Genomic DNA, 14,423 nt, shown 5'->3' on the forward strand with positions numbered 1-14,423 from the left:
ATTGTAAAGAATTTATGTGAATTTTATGTGAATTTTAAGACAATATTATAAAAAATAAAGGTTTAATACTTTGCTTACAATTTTTTTAATTTTTTTAAATGTTTTATGTTATTTTTTGATTTCTTATGATTATTACAATATCCTTGGTTTGAATATTTTATTTTTTAATGGAGCTTATTGGCAACTTTTAAGTTCAATGTTTTTACATGGAAATTTAACTCATCTTATATTAAATATGATAGTTTTATTTCAATTTGGGCGTATATTAGAAACTTATTTGGGTGCTTTGCGTTTTATTTTTATTTATTTTATTGGCGGGTTGTTATGTTCACTTTTAAGTGTTTTTTATGTTAAATATTTTGGAGAAAATATAAATGTCATAGGTGCTAGTGGTGCAATTTGTGTTTTAATAGGCTTTTATGCTGTTCTTGATAAAAATAGCACAAAAGGACTTATAGTGGCAATTTTACTTATGAGTTTTGTGCCATTGCTTATGGGGGTAAATGTTGCTTGGTATGGTCATATTTTCGGGTTTATATGTGGTTATATTTTAGCTAAAATAAAAGAGGTAAAATGAAAAAAATTTATATTATAAGACATGCAAAAGCAAGTAAGAGAGGAGATATCGATGATTTTGAAAGAAAGCTTACTAAGAGTGGAAAGGAAGATTTAAAAAAACTTTTTAAAAATCTTGCCTTGCATGAAATTCATCCAGATTTAGTGTTATCAAGTCCTGCTGTTAGAACCGCTAAAACAGCGAAAAAAATAGCCAAATTTTATAATTTTGATAAAAATAAAATTTGTTTTGATGAAAGATTGTATCTTTGCAATGTTGAAAATTTGCTAAAAATTTTGCAAGATATTGATGATGAGTTTAACGAAGTATTTTTAGTGGGTCATAATCCTGGTTTAATGGAGCTTGGAGAGTTATTAAGCTCGCTATGTTTAGCTTCTTTTCCAACTTCTTCTATCTTGTGTTTAGAATTTGATATTAAGGAATTTAAAAATTTAAAAAAACATAGCGGAAAATTAGTTTTTTTTGAACATGTGCGCAAGTTAAAAGAAGAAAAAGATTTGGGTTTTTAGTAAGAGATTGACTCTTACTTCCAACCTTCAATATAATTTTTTAGTTTTCTTCCTACTTTAGGGTGTTTGAGTTTTTTTATAGCTGAACTTTCTATTTGTCTCACTCTTTCTCGAGTGACATTAAGCTCTTTTCCAATTTCCTCTAAAGTTCTATCACTTTCATCATCCATTAAGCCAAAGCGCATTCGAATTACCGCTTTTTCCCTATCGTTTAATTGATCTAAAACTTCATCAATTTGTTCTTTTAAATCATCCTTTAAGATATGATCCATTGGAGAAAGTGAATTTCTATCTTCAACAAAATCTCCAAATTTACCATCATCTTCATTTCCTATTGGAGCTTCAAGAGAAATTGGTTCTTTTGTAATTTTAATAACTTGTTTAACCTTATCTACGCTTAAACCTACTTCTTTAGCTATAACGCTGACATCAGGTTCTTTTCCATCTTTTTGTAGATGTTCGCGGATAATTTTGTTAATTTGATTGATGGTTTCTATCATGTGGATTGGAATTCTTATGGTTCTTGCTTGATCAGCTATAGCCCTTGAAATAGCTTGCCTGATCCACCAGGTTGCATAAGTGGAAAATTTATAACCCCTTTTGTATTCAAACTTATCCACAGCTTTCATCAAGCCTATATTCCCTTCTTGAATAAGATCTAAGAAAGGTAGACCACGATTTGTGTAGCGTTTAGCTATGCTTACAACAAGACGCAAGTTTGATTTTGCCATTCTTCCTTTTGCTTCATCAGAGATTTTTTTACCACGTTTAATTTGCTCTAAAATTTCTTTTAAACGTGATTTTTCAAGATCAAAGCTTTTTTCACTGGCTTCTTTAGTTTGAAATAGTTTTTTAATTTCCATATAAGTGCTTACCATGGTTGTTTCTAAAGCTCGCTCTGTGATTTCTTCTTTGCTCAATTTTGTAATATCTTTTAAAATATCTGCATGGCGTTTTTTAAGTTCATCAGAAAACATAGGTAAGCGGTATTCTAAACGCTTAAGTTCTTTGTCAAATTCTTCATCACTTTTTAGTGCAGTTTCCATTGATTTTACGATTTCACTAATAAGTTTTGAAGTAGGGCCTAGATCCATTAATTTTTCTTTTAAAATATTTTTTTTGAATGCAATGCTTAATTTATCTAAAAGCTCATCTCCACTTTCCTTGTCTTTGGATGTTTTTAGCCAATCTTTTTTAGCTTTTTCTAGAGCTTTAAATTTTTCTATAACTTTTAAAGTTCTTTCATCTTCTTTTTTGCTGTTTTTTTTAGTATTTTCTTCATCTGTTTCTAATTCTGTTTCGTTTTCTTCATCTTCGTCTATATCAAGTTCATCAAGTTTATCATCATTTTTTTCTTCATCGTCAAAGCTTTTAAATAATTCTTTTACTCTTCTTTCTCTGTTTATTAAAGGTTCTTTATAATCTAAAATAAAATCTATCAAATAAGGTACAGAACAAAAAGCATCAATGATAATATCTTCACCAAGTTCTATTTTTTTAGAAATTTCAATTTCTTCATCTTTGTTTAATAAAGCAATTTGTCCCATTTCTCTTAAATACATACGAACAGGAGAGTCTGATCTGCTCCATTCTAATAAATCGTTTTCATTGGCTAAATCAAATTCGTTCTCAAGGCTTGTATCTTGGAGTTTTTGTTTTTCTTCTTGAAGTCTTTTTGCATCTTCTATGTTTTTCATTTGTGCAATTTCAGCTGCTGAAAAAAGTTGCACTTTGTGTTTTTTCACTAATGCTTGCACTTTTTTAGCGGTTGATGCACTTGGTTGTTTTGTAAGATATTTTACCAATTTTTCATATGTGATATAATCTTTTGCATTTTCTTGAAATAATTCTTCTAATTCAGCTTCTTGAGTTTTGGCGTTCATTGATTATCCTTGAAATTTATATAAGCTTTAGATTTTATCTAAAAATTGCTTAACTTTCTATATAAATCGGTTATTATGCTTATGATTTAAATATTTTTTCAAATTTTTCTAAAGCTCTGTTAAAATTATAATTTTTTCTTTTTAAGGTATAAAATTTACGCTTTAGGTTGATATTTTTTAACTTGATTTCATAAAGTGTTGAATTTTTTAATTCTTTTTCTATGCTTTTTTTGGAAAAAATAGAGATTGCTTTTTTTTGTAAAACAAGTTCTTTAATCGCAGCCATTCTATCAAGCTCAAGAAAAATATTAAGCTTTTTTGAGCTTGCACCAATTTCATTTAAAAATTTATCCCTTAAGCCTGAACCTACTTCTCTTAAAATCCACTTTTGTTCTAAAAGTTCATCGATATAAAATTCTTTTTCATTGAGTTTTTTATCACTTGTGGCTACTATAAGTTCATCATCTTGCCAAAAATTTATTTCTAAATTTTCATACTCCACTAAAGCTGGATCAAGTTCTGCTTCAATGATTGCAAATTCTATATTTCCGTTTTTTAGCAAATTTAAACATTCTTTTGAATTCTGCGTTTGAGAGTGAATTTCTATGTTTTTAAATTCTGCTTTAAAATCAAATAAAATAGGAGCTAAAAAATGTTCAGAAATGCTTTGAGTTGAGGCTATTTTTATTTCCCCTAAGAGCATGCTTTCGTCGTTTAATTTTTCTAAGCTTTGGTAGTAGGCTTGTATAATTTTTAACCAATTTTTTCCTAGTTCTAAAGCTTTTGGTGTAGGTAAGAGTTTTTTTCCAAGTCTTTCAAATAAAATGCCATCAAATTTATTTTCTAAATTTTTAATTATTATTGAAACATTAGGTTGAGTTATGGAAAAATTGTTGGCTGTATGAGTTGGACTTTGAGTGTTTAAAAGATCTAAAAATATTTCCATATCTTTGATTTTCATGAGTGATTCCTTTATTTAATAAAAAAAAATTATTATAAAAATTAAAATAATATATTTTTATAATTTTAATAAAAAAAATATAATAACACAAAATTTAGAAAAAGGAAAATAAATGAAAACAAGTTTTTTAGCACATAGCGTGGCTATAGTGCGTTCAAATTTTAAGGGTTTGCTTTTTACTGCTTGTATAGTGATTTTTGCTATGTATTTTTCTAGTGTTCAAAGTATCAAAGATACTACTCATTTGGCAGCGACTGCTTTTGCTATCATCATAGGAGTGTTGCTCTCTCCTTGGTTTTTTAAATACCAACATCATTTTCAAGCTGGAGTGCATTTTAGTGCAAAAAAGCTTTTAAGACTCGGTATTGTTTTATATGGTTTTAATATTACTTTAACTGAGCTTTTAAGTGTAGGGTTGAAAGGGTTTTTACTTTCTGCTATAGTGATATTTTTTGTTTTTATTATTGCTTTATTTGTAGGAATGAAAATTTTTAAACTCGATAAAGAAACTTCTATGCTTGTTGGAGCCGGAAGTGCGATTTGCGGTGCGGCAGCGGTTTTAGCGTTGGAGTCAAGTTTAAAAAGTGATCCTTTTAAAGGAATTTTAGCTGTAGGTACGGTGGTGATTTTTGGACTTGTGTTTATGTTTTTGTATCCTATAGCTTTTTCTTTAAATCTTTTTCCTTTTTTTGATCAAAATGCTATGGGGGTTTTTATGGGGGCTACTTTGCATGAAGTGGCAAATGTTGCAGGTGCCGCTGAAATGGCAAAAGATATGGCAGGATTTGAGCAAGGTGCTTCTAATGTTGCAGTGATTATAAAAATGATGAGAGTGATTTTACTTGTGCCTTTTTTGCTTATAGTGACTTATTTTTTTGCTAAAAATCAGCATTCAAGCAGTGGAAAAACTGCAAAAAGTATTACTATTCCTTATTTTGCATTCGCATTTTTAGGTATGATAGTTTTAAATACATATCTAGCAACTAAAGAAAGTATTTTAGGTATTGCTACGAGTGATATTATTTCTTTAGGTAAAACACTTTGTACTTTATGTATTGTTTTTGCTATGGCAGCTTTAGGTTTGCAAATTGACTTTAAAAAATTTTTAAAGAGTGGCTCTAGAGTATTTGGTTTGGCTTTTGTTTTAGGGCTTGTTTTGATTTTTGGAGGATATTTTTTAACTTTGACTTTTAAAGATATACTTTGGTAATAACAATTATTTTTTGAAAAAATTTATTTTTATTAATCAAGTGATAATATAATTGTTTTTGTTTAATAAAATCTCATTTTGAAGGAGTTAAAATGAAAAAAATTGTTTTAAGTATTTTAAGTTCTTGTTTATTAGCATCTGCTTTAAGTGCCGTATCTTTTAAAGAAGATAGTTTAAAAATATCTTTTGAAGGGTATAAAACTAAGGATATGGTAGGAGTAGAAGGTGAATTTAAGAATGTAGAATATAAATTTTCTAAAAATACAAAGGATTTTGCAAGTTATCTTAAAGGAGCTAAAGCTACTATAAAGCCAAGTAATGCTTTTATGGGTGAAGGCAATGATGTTATAACCAATAATATCACAAAAGTGTTTTTTCCTGCTTTATTGGGAAATGCAGATATTAAAGTTGTTTTCCAAGATGTGATTGTAGGTGAAAACAAAGGCGTTATTTCAGCAAAAATTACCATGGATAAAAAAAGTACTATTGTACCTTTAACTTATACTATCAAAGATAATAAATTTGAAGCTAAAGGGCAGCTTGATTTGCATACTTTTAAAAATGGTTCTAAAGCATTAAAAGCATTAAGTGATGCTGCTCCAGGACATGGTGGAATCTCTTGGCCTTTGGTTGATATCAGTTTTAATGCTGATTTAGCAGAATAAAAAGTAGCCTTAGGGCTACTTTAAAATACAGTATTTTCTTAAATTATTTTCAAAAATTTCATAATTTTTTATATTTTCAAGTTCTTGATAAATTTCACTGCCTTTCCATAAAATAAAAATTGTATTTTCATCTTTTAGATTTTTGCAAATTTCAAGCAAAGGCTTGACATCCATTAAGGCTCTTGAAGTGATGATATCGGCTTTAAAGGTATTTTTACACTCTTGAACTTTTTCTTTGTAAATATGTAAATTTGAAAGTTCGCATTCTATTTTTAGTGTCCGCAAAAAGGCAGCTTTTTTGGGATTGGGTTCGAAAAGATGAAAATTGCTTTGCAGTAAAAAGGCTAAAAATACAGCTGGAAATCCTGCACCACTTCCTATATCGGCAATATTTTTTGCTTTAGAAAAATCATAAAAATCTAAAATTTTAATACTATCAAAGATATTTTCATCTATATTTTTTAAATGAGTAAGATTGTGAATGCGGTTAAATTTAGATAATAATTCTTTATAAATTTTTACCTTTTCTTTAAAGTTTTTTAAATCGTAGCGTTGTAAAAAATCATAATCTTTAAAAATCATTTATTTAAGATGTCCCATTTGAGTTTGTTTTATGTTTAAATATTCTACATTAAAACGGTTAGGTTCTATTAAAATCGGTATGCGTGTGATGATTTTTTCCTTAATGGACTCTAGTTTCTCGGGATTATTTGTGAGTAAATTAACCTTAGAAATTTCATAGTGTTTGAGTATAAATTCTACAATTTCATAAGTTCTCTCATCGGCTTTAAAGCCAAGCTGATGATTTGCTTTAATCGTATCAAAACCTTTATCTTGTAAAGCATAAGCATTAACCTTGTTAAAAAGTCCTATACCTCTTCCTTCTTGTCTAAGATAAATCACCATTCCGCCATTTTTTTCTATATATTTTAACGAAAATTCAAGCTGTTCTCCACAATCACATTTTAAACTTCCTAAAGCATCTCCTGTTAAGCACTCTGAATGAATTCTTAGATTGAGTGTGTCTTTTGGAGTATTTTTAAATATACATAAATGTTCTTTATCATTTTCTTTAAAACTTTGTATTTGGAAATTTCCCCATTTGCTAGGTAAATTCGCAATTTCTGAAATTTTTATTTTCATTTACTACTCTCTATAATCAAATTTATGTTAAGATTTTAGCAAAAAAAGGACAAAAAAATGTTTAAAAGATTTAGAAGATTAAGGCTTAATGAAAACTTAAGATCTATGGTAAGGGAAAATTCTTTAAGCGTGAATGATTTGATTTATCCGCTTTTTGTGGTTAGTGGAACGGGGATAAAAAAAGAAATTTCTTCTATGCCCGATGTGTTTCAAATGAGTTTAGATGAAATTTTAAAAGAGTGTCAAAATGTAGTCAACTTAGGTATTAAAGCTATTATACTTTTTGGCGTTTTAGAAAATGAGAAAAAAGATAGTTGCGGAAGCGATGCTTTAGATGATGAAGGGCTTGTTGCAAGAAGCATAAGAGAGATTAAGAAAAATTTTCCAGTTCTTTTTGTAATTAGCGATCTTTGTTTTTGTGAGTATACAGATCACGGGCATTGTGGGATTATCGATCCAAAAACAAAAAGCGTAGATAATGATGCCACTTTAGAAATTTCAGCCAAACAAGCCTTAGTTCACGCAAGAGCAGGGGTAGATATGATAGCACCTAGTGGAATGATGGATGGTATTATCACTACTTTGCGTAAAGCTTTAGATAAGGAAGGTTTTGAAAATTTGCCTATAATGGCGTATTCTACTAAATTTGCATCAAGTTATTATGGGCCATTTCGAGATGTAGCAGAGTCAGCTCCAAGTTATGGAGATAGAAAAAGCTATCAAATGGATTTTGCTAATGGTAAAGAAGCTTTAGAAGAAAGCTTAGAAGATGAAGCACAAGGAGCTGATATTTTAATGGTAAAACCCGCTCTTGCTTATCTTGATGTAATTAAAGAAATATCCCTTTATTCTAACTTGCCTTTGTGTGTTTATAATGTAAGCGGAGAATATGCTATGCTAAAGGCAGCTAAAAATGCGGGAGTGATTGATTATGAAAAAATCTTATATGAAACTATGATAGCTTTTAAAAGAGCAGGGGCAAAGCTTATCATCACTTATCATGCCAAAGAATTAGCTAAAATGTTAAAAGGAGAAAAATGAAACATTTTTTAACTTTAAGAGATTTTTCTAAGGAGGAAATTTTAAGCCTTGTAAATCATGCTAGCGAGCTTAAAAAAGAGCCTAAAAAACTTTTACAAGATAAAACTTTAGCAATGATTTTTGAGAAAAATTCTACAAGAACAAGAATGGCTTTTGAATTAGCCATAACAGAGCTTGGCGGAAAGGCTTTATTTTTAAATAGCAATGATTTACAACTTAGTCGTGGCGAGCCTGTAAAGGATACAGCTAGGGTGATAGGGGCGATGGTTGATTTTGTGATGATGAGAGTCAATAAACATGAAACTTTACTCGAATTTGCAAGATATTCTAAAGCCCCTGTGATCAATGCTTTAAGCGAGCTTTATCACCCTACTCAGGTTTTAGGAGATTTGCTTACTATCAAAGAATGGAATAAGATGCAAAATGGTATAGCAAAAGTTGCTTTTATCGGAGATAGTAACAATATGTGCAATTCTTGGCTTATTGCGGCTGCGATTTTGGGCTTTGAATTTAGTATAGCTATACCAAAAAACTATAAAATTAGCCCTGAAATTTGGGAATTTGCTATGAAACAGGCTTTGATTTCAGGAGCCAAAATTTCCTTAAGTCATGATAAATTTGAAGCCTTAAAGGATAAAGATGTAGTCATCACCGATACTTGGGTTTCTATGGGTGAAGAGAATGAAAAAGAACGCAAGATTAAAGAATTTGAAGGATTTATAATCGATGAAAAGGCTATGAGCATTGCCAATAAAGACGCGATATTGCTTCATTGTTTGCCTGCTTATAGGGGTTATGAAGTGAGTGAAGAAATTTTTGAAAAACATGCAGATGTGATTTTTGAAGAAGCAAGAAATCGCCTTTATGTGGTAAAAGCCTTGCTTTGCTTTTTGGATAATCAGAGAGGAAGAGAATGAAAGAGCTAGAAAAGTATAGCATTTGCTTAAAACGCATTGATGAATTTAGTCAAAATCTAGGAATAAAGAAAAAAGATAGAACGATTTTTAAAATGAAGCAAAGCGAGAATGAAAACGAAAAATGTTTAGTTCTTGAAAATGGAAGTTTTGATTCTCCTGAGCCTTGGTTTGTGATTGATGAAAACGATGAAATTCACACTTTGCTTTCTTTGCAAAGTCTTAAGAATATACTTGAAAGTTTAAAACAAAGTCAAAAAGAGAATTTTGAATTGCGTTTAGAAAAGGCGATTTATCAACAAATTCCTGTAGATTTTAACGATGTTTGGACGGTTGCTATGGATGAGATCAAGCAAAAGGCGCAAAATGGCACCATGGAAGTTAGTATTGATCTTGAAAAATTAATTTCTAAAATCAAACAAAAGCATCCAAATTTATTTGTAGATATGCAAGCGATGATAGAAAGGGTAAACCAAAATGAGAGATTATAAAGCTTTTGTAAAATACTCTAAAGCAGGACCACGCTACACTTCTTATCCTACAGCAGTAGAGTTTAATGCAAATTTCAAATACGAAGAATATATAGAAATTTTAAAAAAGCAAGATAGATCTTTATCGCTTTATTTTCATTTACCATTTTGTAGGAGTGCCTGTTATTTTTGTGGTTGCAATGTTATTTATACAGCCAAAGAAGAGAGTAAAGAAAGGTATTTAACTTATATTTTTAAAGAGCTTGATATTTTAAGTACTATTTTAGATACTAAAAGAGAAGTGGTGCAAATGCACTTTGGGGGCGGAACTCCAACTTTTTTTAGTGCTAAACAACTTCAAAATTTGATTTTAAAAATCAGATCTATTTTTAGAAATTTTTCTAAAGATGCAGAGATTAGCTGTGAGATCGATCCGCGTTTTTTAAATGACGAACAAGCCACAGTTTTAACACAAAATGGCTTTAATCGTATCAGCTTTGGAGTGCAGGATTTTGATGAAAAAGTTCAAAAAGAAATTCATCGCATCCAGCCTTTTGAATTAACACAAAATGCTTTAAATCTTGTAAGAAGTAAAGGCATAAAGTCTGTAAATATGGATTTAATTTATGGTTTGCCTTATCAAAATTTACAAAGCTTTACACAAACTTTAGAAAAAGTTATGCTTTTAAATCCTGATCGTTTGGCGATTTTTAATTACGCTCATGTGCCTTGGCTTAAGAAAAATATGAGAAAATTTGATGAAAATACCTTGCCAAGTCCTGATGTTAAGCTTGAAATTTTAGAATTTTGTGAGAAATTTTTAAGCAAAAATGGCTATAAAATGATAGGTATGGATCATTTTGCAAAAGAAGATGATGAGCTTTTTAAAGCTTTAGAAAATGGAACTTTACATAGAAATTTCCAAGGTTATACTACTAAAGGTGGTGCTGATTTAGTCGGTGTTGGGCTTACAAGTATAGGCGAAGGACAAAGATACTATGCGCAAAATTTTAAAGATATGTCAAGTTATGAGGTTGCATTAGATAGAGGAGTTTTGCCTTTTGAAAGAGGTGTAGCTTTAAGCGATGACGATGAGCTTAGAAAAGCAGTGATTATGGAGTTAATGGCAAATTTTAAGCTTGATATCAAGTTAATAGAAAAAGAATTTTGCATTGATTTTCAGGAGTATTTTAAAGAGGATTTAAAAGCTTTAGAAGAATACAAAGATTTTATTAATTTTGATGAAAATTTTATCAAAGTCAATGAAACAGGCGTTTTGCTTATAAGAAATATTGCCATGTGTTTTGATGCTTATATGAAAAACATTAGTGAAGATAAAAAAGTATTCTCAAAAACGGTGTAAGATGAAATTTAGTCAAATAAGTGATGCTTGTGTTAAATGTGGCAAATGTATACCTGTTTGTACTATACATGAAGAAAATCGCGATGAAATTACTAGTCCAAGAGGATTTCTAGATCTTTTAGCTGCTTATAAAGAGGGAAGTCTAGAGCTTGATAAAGAAGCTAAGAAAGTTTTTGAATCTTGTTTTTTATGCACCAATTGTGTTGAAGTATGTCCAAGTAAATTAAGAGTAGATAATGCCATAGAAGAAGTTCGTTATGATATAGCTAAAAAATTTGGTATAGCTTGGTATAAAAAACTTATTTTTTTCTTTTTAAGAAGACGCACAATTTTAGATTTGGTAGCTAAGCTTGGCTATGTGTTTCAAAGTTGTGCGTTTAAAATTCAAAATGAGAATGAAAATACAGGTATGAAGGCAAGATTTTCCATGCCTTTTGTTAAAAAGGGAAGATTACTTACAAGTTTTAATAAAAAAAGTTTCTTAAATTCTAATCCAAAATTTATCAATAATGATGGAGAAAAAACAATAGGTTTTTTTGTAGGTTGTTTGGCGAATTATTTTTACATAGATACGGCTAATGCAGTGCTTAAAATCACTAGGGAATTAAAAATCAATGTGGATTTGATGAAAGAACAAGTGTGTTGTGGAGCGCCGCAATTTTTTACGGGTGATTTTAAAAGTGTTGAAGTTTTGGCTAAAAAAAATATTGAGTATTTTGAAAAAAAATTAGAAAAATTAGATGCTATTATAGTTCCTGAGGCCACTTGTTCGGCTATGTTAAAGATAGATTATGAACATTTTTTTATAATGCAAAATGATTTAGACTGGGCAAAACGCGCAAAATGTGTGTCATCTAAGATATATATGGCTAGCGAGTATTTTTATAAATTTACTTCTTTGGAAGAAATTTTAAAAACAAAAAATAAATTTAATTATAGCATTACTTATCACGATCCTTGCCATGCAAGAAAAATGCAAGGGGTTTTTAAAGAGCCAAGAGAACTTTTAAAAACAAATTATCATTTTGTGGAAATGAGTAATTCTAATACTTGTTGCGGTTTTGGCGGGGTGAGTATGCAAACGGATTATTATGATAAAGCCTTAAGTGTAGGGCTTAAAAAAGCACAAATGATCGATGAAAGTAAGGCTAGTGTGGTAAGTGCCGAGTGTTCAGCTTGTAGAATGCAAATTTCAAATGCATTAGAACAAAATTCAAGTAAGGTTGTTTTTGCTAGTCCTTTAGAGCTTATAGCAAAAGCTTTGTGATGATGAAGATAGTATTTAAAGGCAAAAGTTCTGAATATGAAATTCAAAGATCGTGCTTTTGTGTTGATGCTTTTGTGATTAAAGATAAGATTGAAGAACGAGATGGTGTTGATTTTATCACTTCAAATATAGAGCTTTTGGAATTTAGTGATGACAGTTTTACTTTTGAAGAAATTGTAAAACATTTTAATATTTGTAATAGTGAAGATATGATTATCGTTGAAGATTTTGACATGAAATCAAACAAAGATAATCAAAACCAAGAAGATAATATAAAACACAACATCTTAAAATCCGAAAAAATAATACATGAAAACACAAAACAAATAAGTATGCAATTTAAAAATTTAAAATTTTTTTCAAGAATTTTTAAAAATGAAAATTTTCTTTCTGATTTTAAAGAAAGCAAGCAAGAAGTTGTTGCTATCAAAAAACATGAAAAACTTGAAATTTTTAAAAATTTATCTCAAGAAGATCAAGAAATTAGCTTTGTTAAAATTGAAATTTTAAATTATGATAGTAATGAAGATAGTTTAAGTTTTAATCTTGATATATTTCCAAGCGGTATGAGCTATAAGTATGGAATTTTAAAAGGTTCTATGCATATTATTTTACAAGGTAAAACTTCTAGTACGATGCTTTTTCCGTTTTTAAAAAGCATGATTTATAAAAATAAAAGCGAAAATTCAAGTGAAAAAATTTTTACTTTAATGATAAATCAGAAAAAGCACTATAAACTTATCGCAAATCTTTCTTAGTTTTATTTTATTATATTTTCTATATTAGAGCGATTTTTTTCAATTAAAGAGCGATTTTTTTGAGTTGTTTCTTTAAGATCGGCTATATCTTCTTTCATATTTTGTATGTTTTGGTTGAGTAATTTTATCTTTTTTTCATAGCGAGTAACGATGATAAAGACTACAAATAAAGATATAATAATCAAAAAAATAAATGCTAAAAATTCCATATTTTTCCTTTTTAAAACTAGATTTTGAAATATATCATTTAAATACTTCAAAAAACTTTTATGGGTTTTTATTTTGTATTTTAGTTTTTTTATCTTTAAACTTATATATAAATTTTCAAAAAGTAACAAAAAAATATATAAAAAAATAATTAAATTAAAAAAATAATCAAAGATAATAAATATCTCATTTTTTTATGTTATATTTTAATAAATATCTAAAAAGGATTTTAATATGGAAAAATCACTTTTATTTCATTTTAGACGCATTGGGGTTGAATTTATTATTTTTAGTGTTTATGCTGTTTTTAGTATCTCTTGGGCAGCAACAGGGTCTTTAATGCCCTTGATTTCAAATGATCTTGCTCTAAATACTCAGCAAGCTACTTTAATCACTAGTATGATAGTAGTTGCGAAAATTTTTGGTGCTTCATTTACTGCTTTTTTGGTTTATAAATTCGGATTAAAAAAGGGATATTTTTTAGGCTGTATTTTAATGAGTTCGGGTATCTTTTTAAGTTTTGTAGATAGTTATAGTGGTATTTTGATTATAAGATTTTTAACAGGGCTTGGTTCAGCTTGTGCTTTAGTTTGTTTAGTGCCTATTGCACAACAATGGTTTGAAAAAAAAGCTTTACATTTTGCAATTAGTTTTAATATGACTTCAAATTTGGTAGGCATTACCCTAGGACTTGTTTTAGCTGAAAGTATCTCAAATTATTTTGGAAATTGGAGAGATTCTTTATCATTTTATGCTTGGATTAATTTGATTTTATTGATTTTGTGGCTTTTTGTAGGTAAAGATGAGAATAAAAAAGAAGAAAAAAAGAATAATGCAAAAGATCTTATTTATGCTCTAAAATCTCGTGTTACTTGGGGTATGATTATTTTTTACATAGGGCCTATTTTATTTTTAAATTCTCTTTTTACTTTTTTACCAACTTTTTATGCGCAATATGCGGGTTTTAGTAAAGAATTAGCTGATTTTGCTAAAAAAGAAATTCCAGCCTTGGCTAATTTTGCTATTATTTTTGGTCCTTATCTTGGATTATTTTTTAAAAGAAAAAATATTTCTTTTAAAATAATGCTATTGTCTGGAGGAGCGTGTATTTTTATATGCGGATTTTGTATGTTGTTTTTACAAAATTTAGTATTGATACAGATTTTTGCTGTGTTATCAGGCATTTTTTATTCTATGTGGTTTCCATTTTTCTTTAATCTACCTTCAGAATTAAAAAATTCCAATCCAAACAAACTGCTTATATTATGAGTGCTTTTTGGAGTATTACCTTTGTTATACTATCATTTAACCTATGGGTAGTATCTTGGAGTGTTGATAAAACCCATAGTTTTACTTTGGGTTTTGTTTATATTTTTGCTTTGATTTTTATTTCAGCGATCTTAGCACAATTTGTTTTACCTAGAAGAGAAAATTTTATACAAGGAGAAAAATAGA

At 29.0% G+C, this 14,423-nt stretch carries 17 protein-coding genes; 12 read left to right on the forward strand and 5 right to left on the reverse strand.

Translation table 11 applies throughout. The features are described from left to right. Positions 1-70: 70 nt before the first annotated feature. Entirely contained in the window at positions 71-577 is a 507-nt protein-coding gene (locus AJ932_RS05360) for a rhomboid family intramembrane serine protease (protein ID WP_070278082.1), read from the forward strand. Continuing rightward, entirely contained in the window at positions 574-1,086 is a 513-nt protein-coding gene (locus AJ932_RS05365; protein ID WP_002861738.1) for a SixA phosphatase family protein, read from the forward strand. The genes AJ932_RS05360 and AJ932_RS05365 overlap by 4 nt, the downstream gene beginning before the upstream one ends. Before the next feature lie 14 nt (positions 1,087-1,100). Here AJ932_RS05365 and rpoD read toward each other — a convergent pair whose 3' ends face one another. Beyond that, positions 1,101-2,969: an RNA polymerase sigma factor RpoD gene (gene rpoD, locus AJ932_RS05370; RefSeq protein WP_004305698.1), complete on the reverse strand. Its 1,869-nt coding sequence runs from the start codon at positions 2,967-2,969 to the stop codon at positions 1,101-1,103. 79 nt (positions 2,970-3,048) lie between these two features. After that, positions 3,049-3,930: a LysR family transcriptional regulator gene (locus AJ932_RS05375; RefSeq protein WP_070278080.1), complete on the reverse strand. Its 882-nt coding sequence runs from the start codon at positions 3,928-3,930 to the stop codon at positions 3,049-3,051. Between the two features lie 112 nt (positions 3,931-4,042). Here AJ932_RS05375 and AJ932_RS05380 point away from each other — a divergent pair, with 112 nt between their 5' ends. Both AJ932_RS05380 and AJ932_RS05385 read left to right on the forward strand, forming a co-directional pair. Next, the gene (locus AJ932_RS05380; protein WP_070278078.1) at positions 4,043-5,140 is read left to right on the forward strand and encodes a YeiH family protein; all 1,098 of its coding nucleotides are present in this window, start codon (positions 4,043-4,045) and stop codon (positions 5,138-5,140) included. A 92-nt stretch (positions 5,141-5,232) separates the two neighbouring features. After that, complete coding sequence (locus tag AJ932_RS05385; RefSeq protein ID WP_002861734.1) at positions 5,233-5,805, forward strand: hypothetical protein; 573 nt, start codon at positions 5,233-5,235, stop codon at positions 5,803-5,805. A gap of 15 nt (positions 5,806-5,820) precedes the next feature. Here AJ932_RS05385 and rsmG read toward each other — a convergent pair whose 3' ends face one another. After that, entirely contained in the window at positions 5,821-6,387 is a 567-nt protein-coding gene (gene rsmG / locus AJ932_RS05390) for a 16S rRNA (guanine(527)-N(7))-methyltransferase RsmG (protein ID WP_070278076.1), read from the reverse strand. Next, positions 6,388-6,948: a GTP cyclohydrolase II gene (ribA, locus tag AJ932_RS05395; protein WP_002854114.1), complete on the reverse strand. Its 561-nt coding sequence runs from the start codon at positions 6,946-6,948 to the stop codon at positions 6,388-6,390. A gap of 57 nt (positions 6,949-7,005) precedes the next feature. On the opposite strand from ribA, the gene hemB reads away from it, so the two are divergent. The 6 genes from hemB to AJ932_RS05425 are packed head-to-tail and all read left to right on the forward strand — an operon-like array spanning position 7,006 to position 12,761. Further along, the gene (gene hemB / locus AJ932_RS05400) at positions 7,006-7,989 is read left to right on the forward strand and encodes a porphobilinogen synthase (protein WP_070278074.1); all 984 of its coding nucleotides are present in this window, start codon (positions 7,006-7,008) and stop codon (positions 7,987-7,989) included. Then, positions 7,986-8,906: an ornithine carbamoyltransferase gene (gene argF / locus AJ932_RS05405; RefSeq protein ID WP_070278072.1), complete on the forward strand. Its 921-nt coding sequence runs from the start codon at positions 7,986-7,988 to the stop codon at positions 8,904-8,906. Before hemB ends, argF begins: the two co-directional genes overlap by 4 nt. Then, the gene (locus AJ932_RS05410) at positions 8,903-9,394 is read left to right on the forward strand and encodes a DUF2603 domain-containing protein (RefSeq protein WP_044779214.1); all 492 of its coding nucleotides are present in this window, start codon (positions 8,903-8,905) and stop codon (positions 9,392-9,394) included. The genes argF and AJ932_RS05410 overlap by 4 nt, the downstream gene beginning before the upstream one ends. Then, on the forward strand, positions 9,381-10,736 hold the full coding sequence (hemN, locus tag AJ932_RS05415; RefSeq protein ID WP_070278070.1) for an oxygen-independent coproporphyrinogen III oxidase: 1,356 nt from the start codon (positions 9,381-9,383) through the stop codon (positions 10,734-10,736). The genes AJ932_RS05410 and hemN overlap by 14 nt, the downstream gene beginning before the upstream one ends. Position 10,737: 1 nt before the next feature. Further along, positions 10,738-12,003, forward strand: coding sequence for a (Fe-S)-binding protein (locus tag AJ932_RS05420; protein WP_070278068.1), 1,266 nt, complete (start codon positions 10,738-10,740; stop codon positions 12,001-12,003). Beyond that, positions 12,000-12,761, forward strand: coding sequence for a DUF5416 family protein (locus tag AJ932_RS05425; RefSeq protein WP_079264397.1), 762 nt, complete (start codon positions 12,000-12,002; stop codon positions 12,759-12,761). Before AJ932_RS05420 ends, AJ932_RS05425 begins: the two co-directional genes overlap by 4 nt. A 2-nt stretch (positions 12,762-12,763) precedes the next feature. Here the strand turns inward: AJ932_RS05425 and AJ932_RS05430 are convergent, their stop codons facing one another. Continuing rightward, on the reverse strand, positions 12,764-12,970 hold the full coding sequence (locus AJ932_RS05430; protein ID WP_070278066.1) for a hypothetical protein: 207 nt from the start codon (positions 12,968-12,970) through the stop codon (positions 12,764-12,766). Positions 12,971-13,202: 232 nt separating this feature from the next. Here AJ932_RS05430 and AJ932_RS05440 point away from each other — a divergent pair, with 232 nt between their 5' ends. Together AJ932_RS05440 and AJ932_RS10345 are read left to right on the forward strand one after the other, a co-directional pair. Continuing rightward, entirely contained in the window at positions 13,203-14,237 is a 1,035-nt protein-coding gene (locus AJ932_RS05440; RefSeq protein ID WP_070278064.1) for an MFS transporter, read from the forward strand. Beyond that, positions 14,234-14,422, forward strand: a complete 189-nt coding sequence (locus AJ932_RS10345; RefSeq protein ID WP_002867412.1) for a hypothetical protein — start codon at positions 14,234-14,236, stop codon at positions 14,420-14,422. Before AJ932_RS05440 ends, AJ932_RS10345 begins: the two co-directional genes overlap by 4 nt. Position 14,423: the final 1 nt, after the last annotated feature.

Source organism: Campylobacter sp. BCW_6873 (genome assembly GCF_001762365.1).
Taxonomy (GTDB): Bacteria; Campylobacterota; Campylobacteria; order Campylobacterales; family Campylobacteraceae; genus Campylobacter_D; species Campylobacter_D jejuni.